Annotated in this window: 17 protein-coding genes; 2 read left to right on the top strand and 15 right to left on the bottom strand. The window is 50.3% G+C overall.

Going from position 1 to position 18,394, the window contains the following annotated elements:
- From H8S80_RS12245 to H8S80_RS12225, 5 genes are all read right to left on the bottom strand, one after another.
- Nucleotides 1–768 carry a response regulator transcription factor gene (locus tag H8S80_RS12245; protein ID WP_002601994.1) on the bottom strand — a complete coding sequence of 256 codons (768 nt, stop codon included), beginning with the start codon at nt 766–768 and terminating at the stop codon, nt 1–3.
- A 5-nt stretch (nt 769–773) separates the two neighbouring features.
- Nucleotides 774–2,534, bottom strand: coding sequence for a sensor histidine kinase (locus H8S80_RS12240; RefSeq protein ID WP_117633277.1), 1,761 nt, complete (start codon nt 2,532–2,534; stop codon nt 774–776).
- A 164-nt stretch (nt 2,535–2,698) separates the two neighbouring features.
- Complete coding sequence (locus H8S80_RS12235) at nt 2,699–4,225, bottom strand: ABC transporter substrate-binding protein (protein WP_117633278.1); 1,527 nt, start codon at nt 4,223–4,225, stop codon at nt 2,699–2,701.
- Between the two features lie 80 nt (nt 4,226–4,305).
- Nucleotides 4,306–5,235: a carbohydrate ABC transporter permease gene (locus H8S80_RS12230; protein ID WP_002601997.1), complete on the bottom strand. Its 930-nt coding sequence runs from the start codon at nt 5,233–5,235 to the stop codon at nt 4,306–4,308.
- Between the two features lie 50 nt (nt 5,236–5,285).
- Nucleotides 5,286–6,230 (bottom strand): ABC transporter permease, encoded by a 945-nt coding sequence (locus H8S80_RS12225; RefSeq protein ID WP_110323174.1) that lies wholly within the window; start codon nt 6,228–6,230, stop codon nt 5,286–5,288.
- A gap of 317 nt (nt 6,231–6,547) precedes the next feature.
- Here H8S80_RS12225 and H8S80_RS12220 point away from each other — a divergent pair, with 317 nt between their 5' ends.
- Together H8S80_RS12220 and H8S80_RS12215 are read left to right on the top strand one after the other, a co-directional pair.
- A complete protein-coding gene (locus H8S80_RS12220) occupies nt 6,548–8,041 on the top strand; it encodes a sulfatase-like hydrolase/transferase (RefSeq protein WP_117633279.1) in 1,494 nt (497 codons plus the stop codon).
- Nucleotides 8,042–8,151: 110 nt separating this feature from the next.
- Complete coding sequence (locus tag H8S80_RS12215) at nt 8,152–8,880, top strand: gamma-glutamyl-gamma-aminobutyrate hydrolase family protein (RefSeq protein ID WP_002602000.1); 729 nt, start codon at nt 8,152–8,154, stop codon at nt 8,878–8,880.
- Nucleotides 8,881–8,900: 20 nt separating this feature from the next.
- Here the strand turns inward: H8S80_RS12215 and H8S80_RS12210 are convergent, their stop codons facing one another.
- The 10 genes from H8S80_RS12210 to H8S80_RS12165 all read right to left on the bottom strand — a co-directional run bounded on the left by H8S80_RS12210 (nt 8,901) and on the right by H8S80_RS12165 (nt 18,392).
- Nucleotides 8,901–9,785, bottom strand: coding sequence for a DMT family transporter (locus tag H8S80_RS12210; RefSeq protein ID WP_025531855.1), 885 nt, complete (start codon nt 9,783–9,785; stop codon nt 8,901–8,903).
- A 79-nt stretch (nt 9,786–9,864) separates the two neighbouring features.
- On the bottom strand, nt 9,865–11,799 hold the full coding sequence (locus tag H8S80_RS12205; protein ID WP_002602002.1) for a BglG family transcription antiterminator: 1,935 nt from the start codon (nt 11,797–11,799) through the stop codon (nt 9,865–9,867).
- 30 nt (nt 11,800–11,829) lie between these two features.
- Complete coding sequence (locus H8S80_RS12200) at nt 11,830–12,645, bottom strand: PTS system mannose/fructose/sorbose family transporter subunit IID (protein ID WP_002602003.1); 816 nt, start codon at nt 12,643–12,645, stop codon at nt 11,830–11,832.
- Nucleotides 12,638–13,426 carry a PTS mannose/fructose/sorbose/N-acetylgalactosamine transporter subunit IIC gene (locus H8S80_RS12195; RefSeq protein ID WP_055657891.1) on the bottom strand — a complete coding sequence of 263 codons (789 nt, stop codon included), beginning with the start codon at nt 13,424–13,426 and terminating at the stop codon, nt 12,638–12,640. The genes H8S80_RS12200 and H8S80_RS12195 overlap by 8 nt, the downstream gene beginning before the upstream one ends.
- Before the next feature lie 18 nt (nt 13,427–13,444).
- The gene (locus tag H8S80_RS12190; RefSeq protein WP_117633280.1) at nt 13,445–13,924 is read right to left on the bottom strand and encodes a PTS sugar transporter subunit IIB; all 480 of its coding nucleotides are present in this window, start codon (nt 13,922–13,924) and stop codon (nt 13,445–13,447) included.
- Between the two features lie 19 nt (nt 13,925–13,943).
- Nucleotides 13,944–14,363 carry a PTS sugar transporter subunit IIA gene (locus H8S80_RS12185; protein WP_117633281.1) on the bottom strand — a complete coding sequence of 140 codons (420 nt, stop codon included), beginning with the start codon at nt 14,361–14,363 and terminating at the stop codon, nt 13,944–13,946.
- Nucleotides 14,364–14,467: 104 nt separating this feature from the next.
- The gene (locus tag H8S80_RS12180; RefSeq protein WP_117633282.1) at nt 14,468–15,559 is read right to left on the bottom strand and encodes an SIS domain-containing protein; all 1,092 of its coding nucleotides are present in this window, start codon (nt 15,557–15,559) and stop codon (nt 14,468–14,470) included.
- A 287-nt stretch (nt 15,560–15,846) separates the two neighbouring features.
- Nucleotides 15,847–16,515, bottom strand: a complete 669-nt coding sequence (locus H8S80_RS12175; protein WP_002602008.1) for a helix-turn-helix domain-containing protein — start codon at nt 16,513–16,515, stop codon at nt 15,847–15,849.
- Nucleotides 16,516–16,608: 93 nt separating this feature from the next.
- On the bottom strand, nt 16,609–17,229 hold the full coding sequence (locus tag H8S80_RS12170) for a YczE/YyaS/YitT family protein (RefSeq protein WP_055657895.1): 621 nt from the start codon (nt 17,227–17,229) through the stop codon (nt 16,609–16,611).
- Nucleotides 17,230–17,237: 8 nt separating this feature from the next.
- Nucleotides 17,238–18,392 carry an iron-containing alcohol dehydrogenase gene (locus tag H8S80_RS12165; RefSeq protein ID WP_117633283.1) on the bottom strand — a complete coding sequence of 385 codons (1,155 nt, stop codon included), beginning with the start codon at nt 18,390–18,392 and terminating at the stop codon, nt 17,238–17,240.
- Between the last annotated feature and the right edge of the window lie 2 nt (nt 18,393–18,394).

Here is an 18,394-nt window from a genome sequence, read left to right as displayed (position 1 = left end):
TCAATTCCTTTCTGAGCCCCGTATTCTCATCTCGGACGGGGTGGTATGGTAATATTGGTTGAATTGCTGGTAAAAATAATTCATATTCGTGTAGCCCACAGAGGCCGCGATCACCGCGATCTTCTCATCACTGTTCACGATCTGCTCCCTGGCCATACAGAGCCGATAGCACATCAGGTATTCCGAAAACTTCATTCCCGTTTCCTTGATGAATATCTGTCCCAGATACGTGGAATTCATGCGAAACTTATCAGCTATGATCTTCAGCGAGATATGGCCCCCGTACTCGGCCGCCACCATCAGGACAATCTTATGGATCAGAGGCGACATGGCCTCATATTCTATCTTCAGGATGGGATCACCGTTCTTCTGCTCCGCTTCCGGCAGCGTGCCGTGAAGCTGTTCCATGATGACCTTGCGGATACACGCTTCCAGCTCCTCCGCTCCCACCGGCTTCAGTAAGTAGTCCAGCGCTCCGCAGCGGAGGGCCTCCCTCACATAGTGAAAGTCATCGTATCCGCTCATCATGATGTAATTCGAATGAATGCCAAGGCCGCTTAAGCACTCGATCAGCTCATATCCCATGTCATTGCCGATTCTGACATCTACCAGACAAATATCCGGATTCCAGTCTATGATGTGTGACATGACCTCCAGAGATGTTTTTGCAGTCCAGATCCGCCCCACGCCTAATTTCTCCCAGTCCAGAAGGCGCTTTACGCCCTCCAGGACATTGGGCTCATCATCTACAATCAGAACCGTATACATGCGGCCTACTCCTTTCCCGGCAGCGCCGGAAGGAAAATATCGATTTTCAATCCGCCTGCCGCCTGATTTTCAATATTCATCGAGAACGCTTCCCCATAGAAATAGCTGAGCCTCATATAGACGTTGCGCAGTCCGATATCGGCCCCGGGGTCATCCCCGCCTTCCACCATATTCTTCCTGATCTCCAAAAGGCGGTCTTTCATAATCCCCCGGCCGTTATCCGACATGGTAACCAGGATTCCCTCCTCTTTCTTAACCGCCTCCAGCATCAACAGATTAAATTCACTCTCCTGGTCCATACCGTGGTTGAAGAAATTTTCCGCCAGTGGCTGAAGCCAGAAGGCGATGGTATCCACATCCTTTGCCTCCTCCTCAATATCCACCCGGTATACAAAGGTATCCGCGAATCGGAGGGACATGAGCTTTAAATACATCTCCAGGACCTCCACTTCCTTTTGCAGAGGAATCACCTCCGGACAGCGGATCAGAGTCCGGTAGAGCCTTCCCAGCCCCTCGATGGCCTCCGCCGTCTCCCTGTCCTTTAGTACCAGCGCTCTGGCCCTTATGCTTTCCAGTGTATTATATAGGAAATGCGGATTAATCTGATGGCGCAGCGCCCTCATCGCCGTCTCCTGCTGCTTCAGCTTCAGCAAATACTCCTTGCGGATATATCCGTCCAGTTTGACGCTCACCTCCGATAATGCGTCGGCAATCAGCGTGTATTCATTGTAGTGGCCGCCCCGCTTCATGACCATGGTTCCCACCTCTACAAAAGAACCGTGTTCCATGGTTTTGAGCATATCCATGATATGGGAGAGAAACCGGGCCTCGCCCTGCAGATTGAAAAAGGCAACCATGACAGCCCCGGCTGCCAGCACAAGGACGGTCACGGCCAGCGTCGCGGCCCCCGCCCCGTTCGCCCGCCAGAGAGAGATGATGTCCACTGCCGATATGTACTCACTGTCCCCGGATGAGTTGACGAATTCAAAATAGAAAACCGGAAGCCTTCCTTTCCATAGAAACCAGCCCTGAAACGCCTTCTTTTCGGAAGCCGTCAGAATCCACTCCCGCTCCCGTTCTCCCTTTACATTTTCATAGGATATCATTTTCCCCTTGATCAGGGCCCAGTCATACGCCTGGCTGCTTCCCTTGTAAATATCCTTCGATGAGCCGTAAAATGTCAGTGTTCCGAGACTCTTCATGACGGAATCCGGACTCCTCACTTCAAAGGATTCCAGCACCGTATCCCTGTCCATCCTGTCGATCAGCTGCCATTCCCCTCTCAATCCATACGTTACCCTCATATTCCCGGAGAGATTATCCAGCCATATGATTTTTAATCCCTCCGGCGACCGGACCGTAACCGCGTTTACCTTCAGCTGGCTGTTGACAAACAGCTTCCGCATGTCACCGGGCAGCCAGGCGATCTGCGTATTGGAACGCGCGCTGTTCTCCTCCCTGAGTCTCGTATAATCCTGCTCGCTGGTGCTCTCAAACAGAGTCTTCGTATCCTCCATCAGACTCGGCTTTGCATAAATGCCGTTCACATAATTTTCTAACTGTTCCGACCTGTCTCTTTTCTGCTGCTCCAGGGTCATAAAACTGGATTGTACCTCCTGCCACCGGTTATCCGCCCATATGGTTGTAAAAAAGCAGAGCGCAAAAATCAGGCAAAACAGGGATATAAAAATAATAGAACAGACCGTGCCTGTAAAACGCCTTCTGTATACACTGATTTTCAAGAATGAACCTGATGTCTTTTTCATAAGCTTTTCCCTCTGTCCGTTCGTTGTCTTTTCTGCCGATTATTAATTATACAGTCGTTTTCTTCGATTCACAAGCAGATGCCATTAGCCGCATCCGGTCTGTTCTATATTTTGCTCTATATTTAGTTTATATTTTATTCTATATTTTGTTCTGCATTTGCTTATCAGTTGTAAAACTCGTTGATCTGCTTCTGTGCCTCCTGGATGACCGTATCAAACCCTGCGGCCTTTAATTCCTGGATTACGGCCGGAACCGCTGTCTCCGGGTCGGAAGCGCCTGTTAATAAGTCGTATTTGTACTTCTGCCATACGGTCAGGCAGTTGGACATCTCATTCTGAATATTGGTCAGATCGAGGGAGAAACCTAAGCAGGAAGAGGAAACCGCTTCCTCGTTCTGTTTCTTTACCTGATCCCACTGATCCGGGTCCGCATCCTCCGTAATGGACATGTTGAAGAAGGTTCCCTGCGTATAGGCGGCCAGCGGCCAGGTATCCGTCTGCTTCTCAATCACGCCGTCCCCCACATATTTGAAGGTCTTATCCGGCACACCGTATGCCAGCATATCGCGTAATTTGGAGTCGGTATTCACGAGCTGCAGGAATTTTAAGCACTCATCCTTATATTTGGAGTTAATGGAAACGGCGTTCATGGAGCCCTGAATGGTATCGGTAGAATAGAGCGGGCCGAATACCTTAAATGCATCATACTTCTCCACACCGTTTAATACCTGCCATGTGGCAACCGCGCTGGGCCAGCCCTGTGCGGAAGAAAATGGAAGCTTCTTCTGCGGCTCGGTCAGAACATTCGCATCCGGATTGATGATGCCATCCATATACCATTGATGAAGCAGCTTTAAATTCTCCATGATATCCGGCTGGTCCAGAGTACAGATCACGGTTCTTGTCTGGTCATCTACCTTTACGCCGAGAGGCTGCAGGCCGGAGGTCAGGCCGTCATATTCGTTAAAGAATCCATTAAACGGGCTTCCCTGGGACATCTGAAGCGGATAGAAGCCCTTGCCCTCTCCCTCCTTCATATCGCGGAACGGCTTATCTAAGTCCTGCATCGTCTTGATCTGATCCAGATCAATGTTGTACTTCTGCACGTACTGATCGTCAAAATACCAGAACTGTGCCATGGAGGAATCCTTATAGGTGGGGACGGAATAAACCTTTCCTCCGATGGTCACGCCCTTCCAGAGCTGCTCCGGAATCATTTCATAAAGCTCCGGCGCCACCGACTGGAGCTTGTCGGATATATCTTCGAAGGCACCCATTTTCACAAAACGGCTGTAATTCGTATTGTTTACGAACATCATGTCAAAATACTCGCCCGAATTGATGATGGTGTTCATCTTCTTCTCGTAATCGCCCCATCCGGCCACCTTCAAATCCAGCTTTACATGGATCTTCTCCTCCAGATACTCGTTAATCGCTGCAATATCCTGATCAAAATCACTGGGCGTGGTTCCTCCCACGGTCCAGTATACCAGAGTCGGAATGTCTCCTCCGGCTGGATCGGCCGCAGCCGTATCCTTCGCAGACGCACCATCTTTTTCCGCCGTGTCTCCCGCGGGAGTCCCCGTCTCTTTCGTATCTGTCTTAGCCGTGCATCCGGTTATGGTGCCGACGGCCAGCAGAGCGGCCAAGCCGGCCGCAGCCGCTTTTTTCCATACATCTGTTTTCTTCATAAACAATCCTCTTCTTTCCTGATTATTCTATTATCAACGGGAAACCCGCCTGATAAGCAGTTATTAAAATACGGGCGCACTCACCCTTTGACGGCTCCGACCGTCAGTCCGGAGATAAAGTATTTCTGGAAAAACGGGTATGCACATGCGATTGGCAGTACAATAATGACCACAATCGCCATACGGGCCGCTTCCTTTGGCATATTTGCCACCATATCCGCCATACTCGCGCCCATGGTTGCGGCGTTCTGCGCCAGCATGTTGATATTGGTCATGATGGCATTTAAAAGCGCCTGCAGGGAGTAGAGACGCTGGTTGTCGATGTACAGCATGGACTGATACCAGTCATTCCAGTAGGCAAAGCACAGGAACAGCCCAATGGTAGCGATAACCGGCAGGGAGATGGGAAGCACGATCTGAAAGAAAATCTTAAACTGGGTGGCCCCATCCATCTTGGCCGATTCGATCAGTTCCTCCGGTATGGTTGTCTTAAAGAACGTCCTGCATATGACGACGTTAAAGGAAGATACCGACAGAGGCAGAATCAGCGCCCACAGAGTATTCTTTAAATGCAGGAACTGGGAGACGATAAAATATGTAGAGACCAGACCTCCGTTAAATACCATGGGGATGAAGACCAGCATGGTGAGAAATCCGTTCAGCTTGTAGTCCGGCCTGGATAACACGTATCCCATCAAGGTGGTGAGAAGCGTTCCCAGGGCGGTTCCCACGATAGTAACAAACAGGGATACTCCCAACGCCCTGATGATCAGGGCCCCCTGCTTCAGCAGATAGCCATAGCCATCCAGAGAAATAATCTTAGGAATCAGCCGGTAGCCGTAATCGGTGATGGACTGCTCCGCGGAGAAGGAGATCGAGACCACCAGCACCGCCGGTATTACACAAATCAGGGCCAGAATCAAAAACATGATATTTAACAGAATATTAGCCCTCGCGGATATCCTGTTGAAGCTCTGCACGTCTGCCGCTTCCTTATTTTTTTTGGACATATTCTTCCTCCTGTCTAATGAATGAGTGATAGTAGCTTTTCAGACACGTTTTAAATCATGGCACTCTCCCGGTCAACCTTGCGCACTACGGCATTGGCCAGAAGAATGGTGATGCATCCGGCAACGGACTGGACGAATGCGGCCGCCGAGGCCATTCCCGTGGTCGATGACATGAGCTGTTTGTATACAAAGACGTCCAGTGTATACGTTACATTGTACAGGGAATTGGAGTCTCTGGGTACCTGATAGAACAGGCCGAAATCCGAATAAAAGATACGGCCCACCGCCATGATGAACATCATGATAATGACAGTGCGCATGAGCGGAAGCGTCACCCACTTCATCTGCTGCCATACGCTGGCCCCGTCAATGCAGGCGGCCTCGTAATACGTCTTGTCGATTCCGGTAATGGTAGCCAGATACACGACCATGCTGTAGCCCAGATTTTTCCAGAGATACATAAATATTAAAAAGCCCGGCCACAGCTTGGGAACCATGTACCATTGTTTGGGATCCTGGCCGAGGCCTTCCATCAGATTGTTTAACATCCCTTTGTCAAAGCTTAAGAAGGCCCACACCAGAGCGGTTACCACTACCCATGACAAGAAATACGGCAGAAACATGGCCGTCTGAAATACCTTCGCCATGCGCTGGTTGTGAATCTGCCCGATTAAAAGCGCCATGGTTACAGGAACCACAATGTTTAAGATAATGAAGGTGATATTATAGAGAATGGTGTTTCTGAGTATCATCCAGATATCGCCGGACGAAAACAGGAACTTGAAGTTGTCCAGTCCGCACCACGCGCTGGTAAGAATGCTGTGTAGAAATCCCCCGTTGATGGTATACTTTTTAAACGCAATAATAATACCAAACATGGGCAAAAACGAGAAGAGCAGGTACCAGACCGCGGTTGGAAATGCCAGTATGGTCAATTCCGTGTCATCCCTGTTCCACTTCCGCTTTTTCCCCGGCTTCTTTTTCAAATCTGCCATAAAATATGCCTCCTTTTTCTTTTTCATTGTTCTTTTTCATATCTAAAAAATATTATAATCTATGCATTTTTACTTTTCTATCTATGATTTCTTATATAGTATCCTGTAAATGTTAGGTATATCCGAAATTTTATTGTTTTATTTTTGTGCATTATGCACAATCACTTTCCTTCTATTTCCTCTCTGTCACAGTTTTTTATCTCACTTTTTTGCAGGTATATCTAACGTTTATGAGATAGACAACCTTCTCCGTATTTTTTATACTGAACTCAGAAATGAAACCGACGCGGTACCCAAAGAGAGAGGAAGAACCCATTATGAATGTACAGCAAGAAATGCAGCAAAAAACGAAAGACAATATTCTGCTGATCACCACGGACCAGCAGCGTTTCGATACCATCAACGCCTGGGGAAACCAGAGTATCTTCACACCGCACTTAAATTATATGGCAGCCATGGGGACCAGCTTTACCGGCTGTTACGCCTCATGCCCGATCTGTGTCCCCTCCAGGACCACCATCATGACGGGAATCGAGGGATACGAAAGCGGCGTTGTATCCAACGCGGACCACAGAGCATTTATGGAAGCGCGGACAGCAAAGCGGCTGACACTTCCCGCCATGCTTACGGACGCCGGTTATCAGACATGTGCAAAAGGAAAGATGCATTTTGAGCCGGCCAGGGCCTGCTACGGCTTCGAGCATATGACCCTGCCGCTGGACTACATGCGCGCCTGTGACAAAAGGGGCGACCGGGTAAGGCCCAAGGTCCACGGCATCGGTGAATGCCTCATGGAGCCTGTGATTTCCACGGTGGAGGTCAGGGACAGCATGACCACCTGGATCGGGGATGAAGCCATTGATTTTATCGAGACCAGAGATCCCCTGCGCCCGTTCTTTCTGTGGACCAGCTTCACAAAGCCGCATCCACCGTTCGATCCCTGCCGTGATTTCTGGGAACTGTACCAGCAGATTTCCATGCCAGAACCGGTATACGGAGACTGGTCCCACTCCCTCGAAGACACCCCCCAGGGCTTTCTGGCCGGTTCCTACGAAAATACAGATATGCATCTCTTCGGTCCCGAACAGATTGCAGCCAGCCGCAGGGCATACTATGCCTGCATCACCCAGGTGGATTACCAGCTCGGCCGGCTGTTCGGTGCGCTGAGAGAACACGGTCTCTTTGAAAATACCTGGATTCTCTTTACCTCCGACCACGGAGAGATGCTGGGTGACCATTACATGTCCCAGAAGAACCTCTTTTTTGAGGGCTCCGCCCATGTGCCGTTCATCCTTGTTCCTCCAGCCGGGCGCGCCATCCCCCACAACAACCAGGTGGATGGCGTCATCACGCTGGCCGACGTATTTCCCACCATACTGGCTATGGCCGGACTCACCCCTCCGGAGGATGGAAGCGGAGAAAACCTGCTGCCATTTCTCAGTGGAAAGGGACAGAAAGAAAAGAGATTCTATGGAGACAGCCTTCATACGAATTTCTGTGTGATGGAAGACCGGAAAAAGCTGATCTATACGAGAATTGGCAGCAGTATGCTGCTGTTTGATTTAGAAAAGGATCCCATGGAACGCCATAATCTGGCGGACGATCCAAAATACAGGGAAGTCAGAGAGCGGTTGTGGAACTTATTAATTAGCCACGTAAAGAAAACCGCTCCCCAGGTGTTAAAACCGGGAAGCGGCACAGACAATTCCGATACTTTTATTTCCATTCCCGCCCCCCGTTTCCCCGGAGACATGCCCGGACGGTGGCTGGGATTCCATTACCGTGATTATACGGTAGATACGTTTCATTGAACAGTTACTGAGCAGGAGCGGCGGCACCAGTTTTCCATTGCAACCGGAAATAAAATCACATATAATGTAAGGAAGATTAAAAATGCAATGAATGAAACGAGGTATGATTCATGAAAAAACCATTGATTGGTCTTACGCCCTCCCACAACACGGACAACAACGACATACAGATGCGCCCCACCTACATAAAGGCTCTGACGGCCGCGGGCGCCATTCCTGTCGTGCTCCCGCTGACTTCGTCTGAGGACGACTTAAGGCAGCTTGTGGACACGCTGGACGGCTTTCTCTTCACCGGAGGCCCCGACGTCCACCCCTTCCTGTTCGGAGAAGAAACTTTAGACCGCTGCGGCAGCGTTTCCGCCGAGAGGGATCAGATGGAACTGGCTCTCCTCCCCCTGGTGATGGAGACCGGCAAGCCTGTTCTCGGCATCTGCCGCGGGATACAGCTTTTAAACATCGGCCTGGGCGGCACCATCTGGCAGGATATTCCCAGCCAGGTAAAGAGTGATTTCCCGCTGGCCCACACCCAGCCCTTCGCCTACGCGCTCCCCTCCCACACCGTGACCTTGCAGCCCGACAGCCGTCTGGCCAAGATCGCGGAAGCGGAGACACTGTCCGTCAACAGCATGCATCACCAGGCAGTCAGGGATGTGGCTCCCAGCCTCGTCGCCTCGGCCCGTTCCTCCGACCAGCTGGTGGAAGCGGTGGAGATGCCGGATTACCCGTTCTTCATCGGCGTCCAGTGGCATCCGGAGTATCTATGGGAGAAAAATGAAGCCGCCGCCAGACTCTTTTCCGAGTTTGTCAAGGCGGCGGCTGGTACTGCATTGCGTAATTAACCGCAATGCACTACAGGAACTTAGCGCTTCTTCCCCGCAGCGGCGATCAGCACCACGCTGAGCAGGATGCACAGACAGCCCGCGATCTTTCTCGCGGTGAACAGTTCGCCGAGGACCAGCACTCCCAGGATCACGCTGGTGATCGGCTCCAGTGTGGACAGTATGGCCGCCGTAGAGGCGCCAGTATACCGGATTCCCAGCTGGAATAAGCTGATCGCTCCCACGGAGGCACAGATGGAGACCAGGAATGCAAACAGCCACGCCTGGCCGGTTAAGTGAAGCGCCAGCTGGCCGGTCACGCCTCCGTAGATTCCCGATAAGGCGGCGCCGAACAGGCATAAGTAGAACGACAGCTTAAAATAGTGCATGTTCTTGATCCCCGACTTGTCCATAACTACCATATGAATGCTGTAAAACAGGCCTGACAGCAGCGCCAGAAAGATTCCGGTGCCGCTTCCCGTGGCCGCAGAAAAATGTTCCAGAAACAACACGGTGCCGGCCGCTCCGCAGAGCAGAGCCAGCACCTTTTTTATCGTGATCCCCTCCCGGAAGATGAGGACACAGCCCGCGGTAACCAGCACGGGATAGATAAAATGAAGCGTGGTGGCCATTCCCACCGGTATGTATGAGTATGACATATAGAGCGTCACCGTCGTTGCGAATGCCCCGAAGACGCCGCACACAGCCACTGGCATTCTCCAGGCAGGTTCCACTTTAAGCGGGATTCCCTTTATTTTTAAGATCAGGAACAGGATCGGCAGGGACAGCAGACAGCGCAGGAACGTCATCGTAATCCCGTTGGCCCCGCCGTCATAAGAGATCCGGGCCAAAATGGGTGTAAATCCGAATATGACGGCAGAGGCTGCCGTAAATATAATTCCTTTATATACCTGGTTTTTCAGCATGGCAATTCTTCCTTTCCAGTGCAGAGCCGTCTGATCGCAGCCGTTCAGACGGCTCATCTGCTCGACCGAAGAATCCGGTCTAGAAGCAGAGCTTCAGGCATTCTTCCGTAATGTCGCCGCAGAACACATCATAGCTCTGTGTCTTTAAAAAATGTTCCACTTTTTCCGGCGATGAGGCCCAGTTGGAGACAATACGGCAGAGCAGCGATAAATTCTTGTCTCCGTCCCGCTTCGTCTTGATCATCACCAGCACTTTGATAATATCCTGTTCCCACAGAATAGGCGTTTTTAAGATGCAGACGTAACAGCCCGCATTCTTTAAGATTCTTCCCAGATCCTGGATATGGGCGATCCCGTTGCCCACCTCGTTGGCCCGGAAAGCATTCTTCCAGTCCAGCTCCGTGGCGATCAGGCCGCGCCCGGCCAGACAGCGGTACAGGTTTTCCATGACCTCATCCCGATTCCGCCCCTCCAGTCCGAAAATGCCGAATTCCGGCTTTAAATACTGCTCGATCTGTACCTGCTCCAGCTTATATTCCGCGATCGCACTGCAGACCTCGCTGGTGGAATCTCCGTCCTGTATCTCATAGTACGGCAGATCTCCCGGCAGCCGGTAGTCGCTCACATAGATCAGATACTGAAGCTGGTTCAAATAGCCGTTATTGTGGTATTTATCCATCCATATCAGCTCATAGCCGTCCTTCGGAAGGCTTTCCGAAAGCTCGTTATAATAGATCAGCGCCTCCGAGAGCCCTAAGTCCCCGCAGAAGCCGATCTTAAACTTCTTCCGCTTCTCATGGGTGCTGATAATCATGTTAAACGCCGGCACCAGATACGCGAACTCATTATTGTCCATCTGCACTCCAAACAGCTTTTCTATGATTCCGCTGGCGGAATGAGCCACCTTGGTGGCAAACAGATAGCGGCGCAGATTTTCAAACAGAAGCGGATTTCTGACGATCAGATGCGTTCTGAGCCTTAATACCATGGGCTCAATGCTGGTATATAAAAAGTCCAGGAACACAGGATCATCGGTAAAATCCAGTTCAAAATTGTCCTTCACCTCCCGCAGGATTTCCGCCACGCACTGCTTTAATGTGGCGTGTTCCTCGGAGCCGACAGGCCCGCTGTCCGGCATTTTCTTACTCAGGATATGGAGGGCAAAATACTCCCGCTCTTTCTCAGAAATCGATATGGAATAGAGCTCTTCCAGCTGGTCCGCGACCTCCCCTGCCGCGTACCGCTCCCTCACATAATTCACCGTCATGGTACCGCAGGACAGCTCCCCGATGCCGCATCCGGCCCTCATGCGCAGCACACTGACATACATATGACTGGCCAGATCCACGGCCAGAAACGGTGACAGCCTGATCTTATTGGCCCGGCACGCCTCCCAAACGATCCGGACCAGTGCCTCTCTCTGGGCATCCCAGTCATACTTTCCGCCATCCGCCCGCCGCTGAACCATAACCTGAAGCTTGTCATCGTACCGGAAGAAATATTCCGCAATACAGAGGCGCTTGTCCAGCTCATCACCGGCGACACCGATTCCCCGCCGCAGATTCACGTCGATCTCCAGACGGAACTTGGCAAGAAGGGTGCGGGCGCGGTTCAAGTCCTGGGTAAGGGTCGAACGGCTGATGTAAAACGTGTCCATCAGCTCCTCCGCCTTATAGTACGGCTTTCCGATCAGCAGCTTGTTGATGATATAGATGACTCTCTGAAAATTATACCGGAACACTTCGCCCTTATTTTTCCGCAGATTGGCCCGGAGCGCCTTCGACAGCCCATCCATGTCGGAGCCGTCTCCCACCAGCAGGCGGTAGCCGTAGGACCGTTTCGATTCGATCTCCACGCCGTACTCCTTTAAGAAGCTCTGAAGCTCCTTTAAGTCGTACTTTACCGTGCGCACAGAAACCCCGGCTGCTTCTGCGAGAGCAGCCGAGGTTACATACGTTTTCCTGCCTAACATCGTTTTTATCATGATGACATATCTGGTTCTTGCCTCAACCATGAGCTTCTGACCTTTCCGGGTTCGCCAGGATTAAAGGATGTGAAGAAGAGAACCTATCACACCTACTGCGATTGTAATCAATAAGATTGTAGTTGATTTGCAGCCTTTTTTCAAGAGGCCAAACATCGCCAGGGTGTAAAGTAACGGAAGCAGCAATGGGAAAATCTGATCTAAGTATCCCTGAAGCTCAAACGCCGTCTCTCCAATGGTAAAGGTGAGCGGGGTTTTCATCGCAACCATGGAGGCACTCATGGCGCCGATTACCATAAGGCCGACGATTGACGCGCCCTTGGAAATCATTTTTAAGATGCCTGCGCTCTTCGAGTTGCTCATTAGGCCTGCGCCGAACTGATAGCCCAGCACTGTGCCGTAGTAGCGGATCAGGAGATGCGGAACGTTGAAAATGATTAAGAACAGAATCGCGCCCAGAACGCTTCCCTGCTGTGCCAGAGATAAACCGATACCTGCGGCGATGATTCTCAGTGTGCCCCAGAAGAAGGAATCGCCGATTCCGGCTAACGGGCCCATGAGTCCTACCTTCACGTTATTGATGATATCCTTGTCAAAGTCCTTGTTCTCACTGGCTTCCTTCTCCATGGCTGCTGTAACGCCGCTGATTACGGATACCATATGAGGTGTGGTATTAAAGATCGCCATGTGGCGCTTTAAGGCTTCCGCCTGTCCCTCTTTTGTCTTATAGAAACGTTTGATCGCCGGCCACATACCCACGGAGAAGCCCAGGGCCTGCTGCCTTTCGTAGTTATAAGAGGCCTCCAGCAGGAATGAATTCCAGAACAGGCCATTTACCATTTTTTTGTCTTCGGCAGACATTTTTTGCTTACTCATCGAACAAATCCTCCTCTTCCTCTGAACTTACGGCTGCAGCCGCTGCTGTCCCATTTCCTGACGCGCCCTTTTCATAGCAGATCACAAAGGCCAGCACGACGCCCATGATGGTCACCGCCATAATCGGCAGATTCAAATAGGATATCAGAATGAAACCAAATACGAAGTAAATAGCATTGCGTTTCTCCATCATCGGAAGAAGGAGAAGTGCGAAACCGACTGCCGGAAGGAGTCCGCCCGCTACGGAGAGACCATTTAAGATTACCTGCGGAATATTGTTTACAAACGCCTCAACCGCCGGTGAACCGAAGAGCAGAGCCACAAAACCTACTACGAAATACATGAAACACTGAAGCAGAAGACCGCCGATGTTTAATGCGTACAGCTTTTTGATGTCTCCCGCCTCCGCTAACTTCATGGCGAGATCCATGAACCAGCTTCGGATAATGAACACGATAACCTTTAATGACTGGGCCAGAATCGCGATAGGAAGTGCCAGAGCCAGAGCGATATCGGCTCCCTGTCCGGACTGGATCGCAAACGCCGTTCCAAGTCCCGCGCCGACTAATACATCCGGCGGAACCGCGGCTCCGATCTGAATAGCACCCATAAATACCAGTTCCAGAGTGGCTCCGACCATGACACCGGTCTGTAAGTCTCCCAGCAGTGCACCGATCACCGGTGAGACCACGATCGGCCGGATCACCATAGGTGTACCGCCTAATTTTTCCAGGAACCACAATACTGCCATTGCGAGTCCAACTAAAATTGCTGCCTGCATAATTTCATTTCCCCCTTTTTAAAATTTCTTACGTAAGTCCGCATACTTTGCCATTGCCGTGGACGGTACTTCCTGAACCTCGATGGTATATCCCGCAGAAGCTATCTCATCCAAATTCCTTAAGTCCTCCTCATCCACATAAACGGCCTTGGAAAACAGTTTCTTACCGTCCGCCATCTGAATTCCGCCTAAGTTGACGACTGGCTTCTCCTCCAGCTTCTTTAAAAGGCCGCCCGCATCGGCCGGACTACCGCAGATTACAAATACTTTCATGTCCTTCAGTTTCGGGTTATTGATCAGCTTCGCCGCTTCCTCCACGCTTCTGGTGGCCAGCTTCACACCTTCCGGGCAGCACATCTTGATAACGCCCTTCCGAAACTCGTCTGCCGCGGCCGCGTCGCTGGCGATTACGATGGCGTTATAGCTGAGCGCCGATTTCCAGCTGTAGGCTACCTGGCCGTGCAGAAGTCTGTCATCAATTCTTAATTTTACTATCATATCGATATCCCCCTTCTATTTAGAAATCAAAGTCATCTGATGAATCAGCGGCTTCTTCCATCTCCACAACCATAAGCTGTTCTCTGGCCAGCGCCACTGTATTCTTCAGCTGATCCGCCGTAATGGGGCTGTCCCCGTCCAGCAGAGTGACAAGTTCCAACACCAGCGGCAGATTCGCCCCAGTGACAATCAGGCTGTTCTTCAGCCGTTTTCCCATGATTTTCTGGTTCACGCTTCCAAAAAATGCATCTGTGATTACCAGAACCTGATCTCCCTCTCCGAGAGATTCCGCATAGTCATCTATCTGTTTTTCCAGAGGTGTTTCCGTGACAAATGCGTTAATACAGGTGATGTCTTCCCGCTTCCCCATAATCAGGGACAGCGCGCTTTCCAGGCCATCCGCAAATCTTGCGTGAGCCGCGATGAGCATTCGTTTCATTTCTTTTCCTCCTCGTTATGAGCACTTAGCGAGGTCTTTCACGAGCTTAGTGCAGTGGCGCATTATGAGCACTTAGTGAGGTCTTTCCCGCTTAGTGCAGTGACTTATAAAGTTTTTGTGATATAGTGGCTGACTACCGCGTTGACGCCTCTGTGTAAGTCTCTTCCGCGGTCATCCGCCATCCGGTAAGCAAGCACCTGGAACACGGTCACGTACTCCAGACCGAAGAACCAGCGGCTGGCCGGGCTGATGGATAAGTCCCGTTCTTCCAGCGGTTCCTCTCCTACCAGGGCGCAGAAACCGATCTGCTCCTTGATGAAGCGGGCGATTGCCTTCGCCTTCTCGTCGTCCTCTCCCCGGTGATGTAAGATAAGGAAGAGGGTCGCGTCATCAAAAGAGTTCTGAGGGCCATGGATAAACTCTTCCAGCTCGAAGCTTCTTGTCATCATGGGAACCATCTCCATAACCTTAATATCCCCTTCGTTGACGATTGGATACAGGTCTCCGGTTCCGGCCAGCATCATTTTGTTTCTTCTTAACAGTGAGAATTTATTGGCCTGATACCACGTTTCCGTCGCCGCTTCCACAGCCGGCAGATTCTGGATCATCGCATCAAAGTCCTTTAAATATCCTGCTTCTGCTTCCGCCGTCACCTCTCCATTATAGACGCCTGCGGCAAGTCCCAACAACCAGCAGACGGCGGCTGAGGTGGAAAATCCGATGGTGCGGTACATGTATTCCTCCTGTCCGCATCCCATATCCAGGTGGAAACCGGCCATCCTTGCGATGGACGCTTCCGCATCCGCGGTGATCGCCATACACGGACTGTCCGCATTTTTAATTTTCTCCAGGGCCTGGTAAACAAGCTTTGTCTCCCCTCCCTGGGAAATTACCACATATACCGTCGAATCCGTATCACCTGCCTCCCGGCTCAGTTCCGTATCGGCTTCATAATTTACAAATAAATTCGGATACTTGAAATCCGTCTCTATTCCGCACTGATTTTTAATAAACAGCTTCGCTGTGTGGGCACTGTTGTAAGAGGACCCGCTGGCGATAAACACGAGGCGGCGAACCTTTTTGATCCCGCTCTCAGACAGATAATCCGCAATATTTTTTGCGCGTTCCGGATAACTGTCCCTGATTCCCTTCAGACATTTTGGAATCCTTTCAATACAATCTAATACAGTTGTCATATCCTGCACCTCCCTGACAAGTCACAGTATAGTCCTTTACAAAAAAGTATTCAAATTGTATTTTTGCACTATATAAAGTGCAAAAACAGGCATACTTCCGAAGTACTGTTCTTTTTTCAGCCAAACTCCCTTTGCATAGTGTGCGCAAAAGCGGCCTGACCATTCGAGTCACGCCGCTTTCATACATGTATTACCATTATTCTGTTTTTCATCTCTGTATCTTCCTTATCGTAAGCTTTATCATCTTGTTGTTTACTTGTTTTATCTGTGGATCCTACACTGCCGCGTTAAAGCTTCTTTCCATTTCTCCCAAACTTCTTTTTCCGGTTGAAAAACGGAATCTTTGAAGCCGCGGCCTCGGCACGCCCTTTGTTATCTTTCTGATACGAACGGAGAAGCTCGTCCAGCTGTTTGAAACGCTCTTCTTCCTTCTCATCCTTCACTCTCATCAAATATTCCAGCTCTTTTACCACCTTGTCATTTACGATACTGCTGACATCCTGGCTCAGCTGTTCATTGTTGACCTCCAGGGCCCGTCCAATGATGTGATTCATGATTTCCTGGAACTGCTCCATCTTCTCCTGAGCAATGATTACCTGCGCTGTGCTATGTACTTCAGCAAGTCCCGTCTCTCCGTCTCCGCTGTCTGTGACTACCGCGCTCTCTTTTAATGCCCGTGTCACCGATTCCTCCAGAAGCTCGTCCGGTATCACCGGATCTTTTCCGTCTTCCATGATTTTATCAAGCGCTGTCTTGATGGCTTTTAACTGGTATCCTTTTTCCTTCAGTTCCTTGATCTGCTGGAATAAACGGATGTGTGCTTCGGTGTAATACCGGTGTCCCATCTCATTTCTTGGAATCGCAAGCTCAAGCTCGTCCTCCCAGTAGCGAAGTACGTGGGACTCTACATCCACCTTTTTAGATGCGTCCGATATTAAGTAATGTATCTCAGCCATAGCTATATCCTCTCCTTTGGTTCGTATAGTTTCATAACTTACTATTTATATCTTATGCGGCGGTGAGAGGGATTATGAATGGTTTTCGAAAATTTATTCAACACCTTTATAATTAATTCTTATCAATTGCTTCATGATCTGAACGGTAGCCTGTATGATAACTCCGTTGACTGCCATGGATATGAGAGTTGCCCAGCCCAGGCAGCCCCCTAAGATAAAGCCGAATGCTGCTAACAGGACATCCAGTGTTATTCTTGTATTCCTGAGTGAATACCGGTATTTGTCCATAAAATACATCATCATGGCATCAATTCCGGCTTCTCCCAGCCTGGCGGATATATAGATCCCGATTCCCATACCCATAAATAAAAATCCGCCGGCTGCGCTGAGCAGCCTGCCCCAGAGGGGCACATGGGCCCCAGCGGGGAAACCGGCTGCAAAGAAGTTAACAAACGCTCCCACCAGAATACTGTTTAGAATGGAGCCAATTCCAATCCGTTTTCTGTCCAGAAAAAACAGGATTATGATAATACCAGTCATTAGAAGCTGGGAGGCCTGTCCCAGTGAAATATGAAATACATTACATAAGCCAGCCTGAAATAAGGAGAGCGGGTCAAGTCCAAAGCCCGCAGCAACCAGCAGATTGATACTGAGTCCCATAACAGCAGAGCCCAAAATTACCAGAACAATACGTACTAACATTTTATCCTTCATAAGTCCTCTTACATCAGACTGCGAAAAATCGTCTCGATTTCCTCTTTGTCCGGTTTGTAAATATTATGGCGCAGACTGGCATCTAAAAGCGTTTTATCTGCCAGCAGGGAGAGATCCTCCATTTTAACACCAAGCTCCGACAATTTCCTCTTCGTCCCTACCGCCTCTGACAGTTTTTCGATTCTTTCAATCAAATAATCCGCCCTCTCCCCGGTTGTCATATCGCGGCTCTCTATGGGGAAAACAGCTTCGCATAACGCGGCATAGCGTTCTTCAGCTTCCGGAGCCTTCCTGTTGGCGCGTGATCCTTCCGGCATCAGGATCGCATTACACAGTCCGTGCGGCAGGTCATAAACCGCGCTTAACTGATGGGACATGGAATGAATGAGTCCGCAGCCAGCGTTTCCAAATGCCAGCCCTGCTAAAAACTGTGCAACCGCCATCCCCTCTCTGGACTTACGATCCGGAGAAATCACCGCAGGTTCCAGATGCTCAAAGATCAGACGCACCGCAGCCGCAGCCAGTTCCGATGTAATCAAAGCTCCATCTATGGAACAGTAGGCTTCCACCGCATGGGTCAATGCATCCATCCCGGTTCCTGCGGTGAGAGACGCAGGCATATTCATCATCAGTTCATAATCATCCACAGCCAGAACGGGAAGCACATTCCGGTCGGAATTTCCATATTTCCGGTTCTGCGCTTCATCGACTACTACATAGTCGCTGGTACATTCGCTCCCCGTTCCCGCCGTTGTCGTAACCGCAATCAGCGGGTATGCTCTGCTGCTTTTATCTGCCCCTGTATAGTCCTCAATTTTTCCGCCGCCCGCCGCTGCCACGGAAATTGCCTTAGCGCAGTCGTGAGCAGAACCGCCGCCGACGGAAATGAGAAAATCGCATTGATTTCGTATAAATGCATCCGAGCCCTGATTTACATTGTTTGTTGTAGGGTTTGGCTTAAAATCAGTAAATAACGCATAGCCTGTATCTGCTGCTTCCAGCGCATGAATGACATTTTTTACGATAGCCGTGTCAGCCAGATCACGGCCTGTTACCAGAAGTGCCTTTGTAAGCTTTCTGCTTCGGATTTCATCCTGAATCCCCTGTACGCTTCCAAAACCAAACAGCGCACGTTCCGGTGACTGATATTTGAATACACCCATTC

It is taken from the genome of Hungatella sp. L36 (assembly GCF_014288035.1).
This window is presented reverse-complemented; position numbering and strand designations above follow the sequence as displayed.

What these genes read in the sequence shown, in the direction of transcription:
- H8S80_RS12245 (WP_002601994.1), bottom strand. Translation starts at nt 768, where the DNA reads ATGTATACGGTTCTGATTGTAGATGATGAGCCCAATGTCCTGGAGGGC.
- H8S80_RS12240 (WP_117633277.1), bottom strand. Translation starts at nt 2,534, where the DNA reads ATGAAAAAGACATCAGGTTCATTCTTGAAAATCAGTGTATACAGAAGG.
- H8S80_RS12235 (WP_117633278.1), bottom strand. Translation starts at nt 4,225, where the DNA reads ATGAAGAAAACAGATGTATGGAAAAAAGCGGCTGCGGCCGGCTTGGCC.
- H8S80_RS12230 (WP_002601997.1), bottom strand. Translation starts at nt 5,235, where the DNA reads ATGTCCAAAAAAAATAAGGAAGCGGCAGACGTGCAGAGCTTCAACAGG.
- H8S80_RS12225 (WP_110323174.1), bottom strand. Translation starts at nt 6,230, where the DNA reads ATGGCAGATTTGAAAAAGAAGCCGGGGAAAAAGCGGAAGTGGAACAGG.
- H8S80_RS12220 (WP_117633279.1), top strand. Translation starts at nt 6,548, where the DNA reads ATGAATGTACAGCAAGAAATGCAGCAAAAAACGAAAGACAATATTCTG.
- H8S80_RS12215 (WP_002602000.1), top strand. Translation starts at nt 8,152, where the DNA reads ATGAAAAAACCATTGATTGGTCTTACGCCCTCCCACAACACGGACAAC.
- H8S80_RS12210 (WP_025531855.1), bottom strand. Translation starts at nt 9,785, where the DNA reads ATGCTGAAAAACCAGGTATATAAAGGAATTATATTTACGGCAGCCTCT.
- H8S80_RS12205 (WP_002602002.1), bottom strand. Translation starts at nt 11,799, where the DNA reads ATGGTTGAGGCAAGAACCAGATATGTCATCATGATAAAAACGATGTTA.
- H8S80_RS12200 (WP_002602003.1), bottom strand. Translation starts at nt 12,645, where the DNA reads ATGAGTAAGCAAAAAATGTCTGCCGAAGACAAAAAAATGGTAAATGGC.
- H8S80_RS12195 (WP_055657891.1), bottom strand. Translation starts at nt 13,426, where the DNA reads ATGCAGGCAGCAATTTTAGTTGGACTCGCAATGGCAGTATTGTGGTTC.
- H8S80_RS12190 (WP_117633280.1), bottom strand. Translation starts at nt 13,924, where the DNA reads ATGATAGTAAAATTAAGAATTGATGACAGACTTCTGCACGGCCAGGTA.
- H8S80_RS12185 (WP_117633281.1), bottom strand. Translation starts at nt 14,363, where the DNA reads ATGAAACGAATGCTCATCGCGGCTCACGCAAGATTTGCGGATGGCCTG.
- H8S80_RS12180 (WP_117633282.1), bottom strand. Translation starts at nt 15,559, where the DNA reads ATGACAACTGTATTAGATTGTATTGAAAGGATTCCAAAATGTCTGAAG.
- H8S80_RS12175 (WP_002602008.1), bottom strand. Translation starts at nt 16,515, where the DNA reads ATGGCTGAGATACATTACTTAATATCGGACGCATCTAAAAAGGTGGAT.
- H8S80_RS12170 (WP_055657895.1), bottom strand. Translation starts at nt 17,229, where the DNA reads ATGAAGGATAAAATGTTAGTACGTATTGTTCTGGTAATTTTGGGCTCT.
- H8S80_RS12165 (WP_117633283.1), bottom strand. Translation starts at nt 18,392, where the DNA reads ATGGGTGTATTCAAATATCAGTCACCGGAACGTGCGCTGTTTGGTTTT.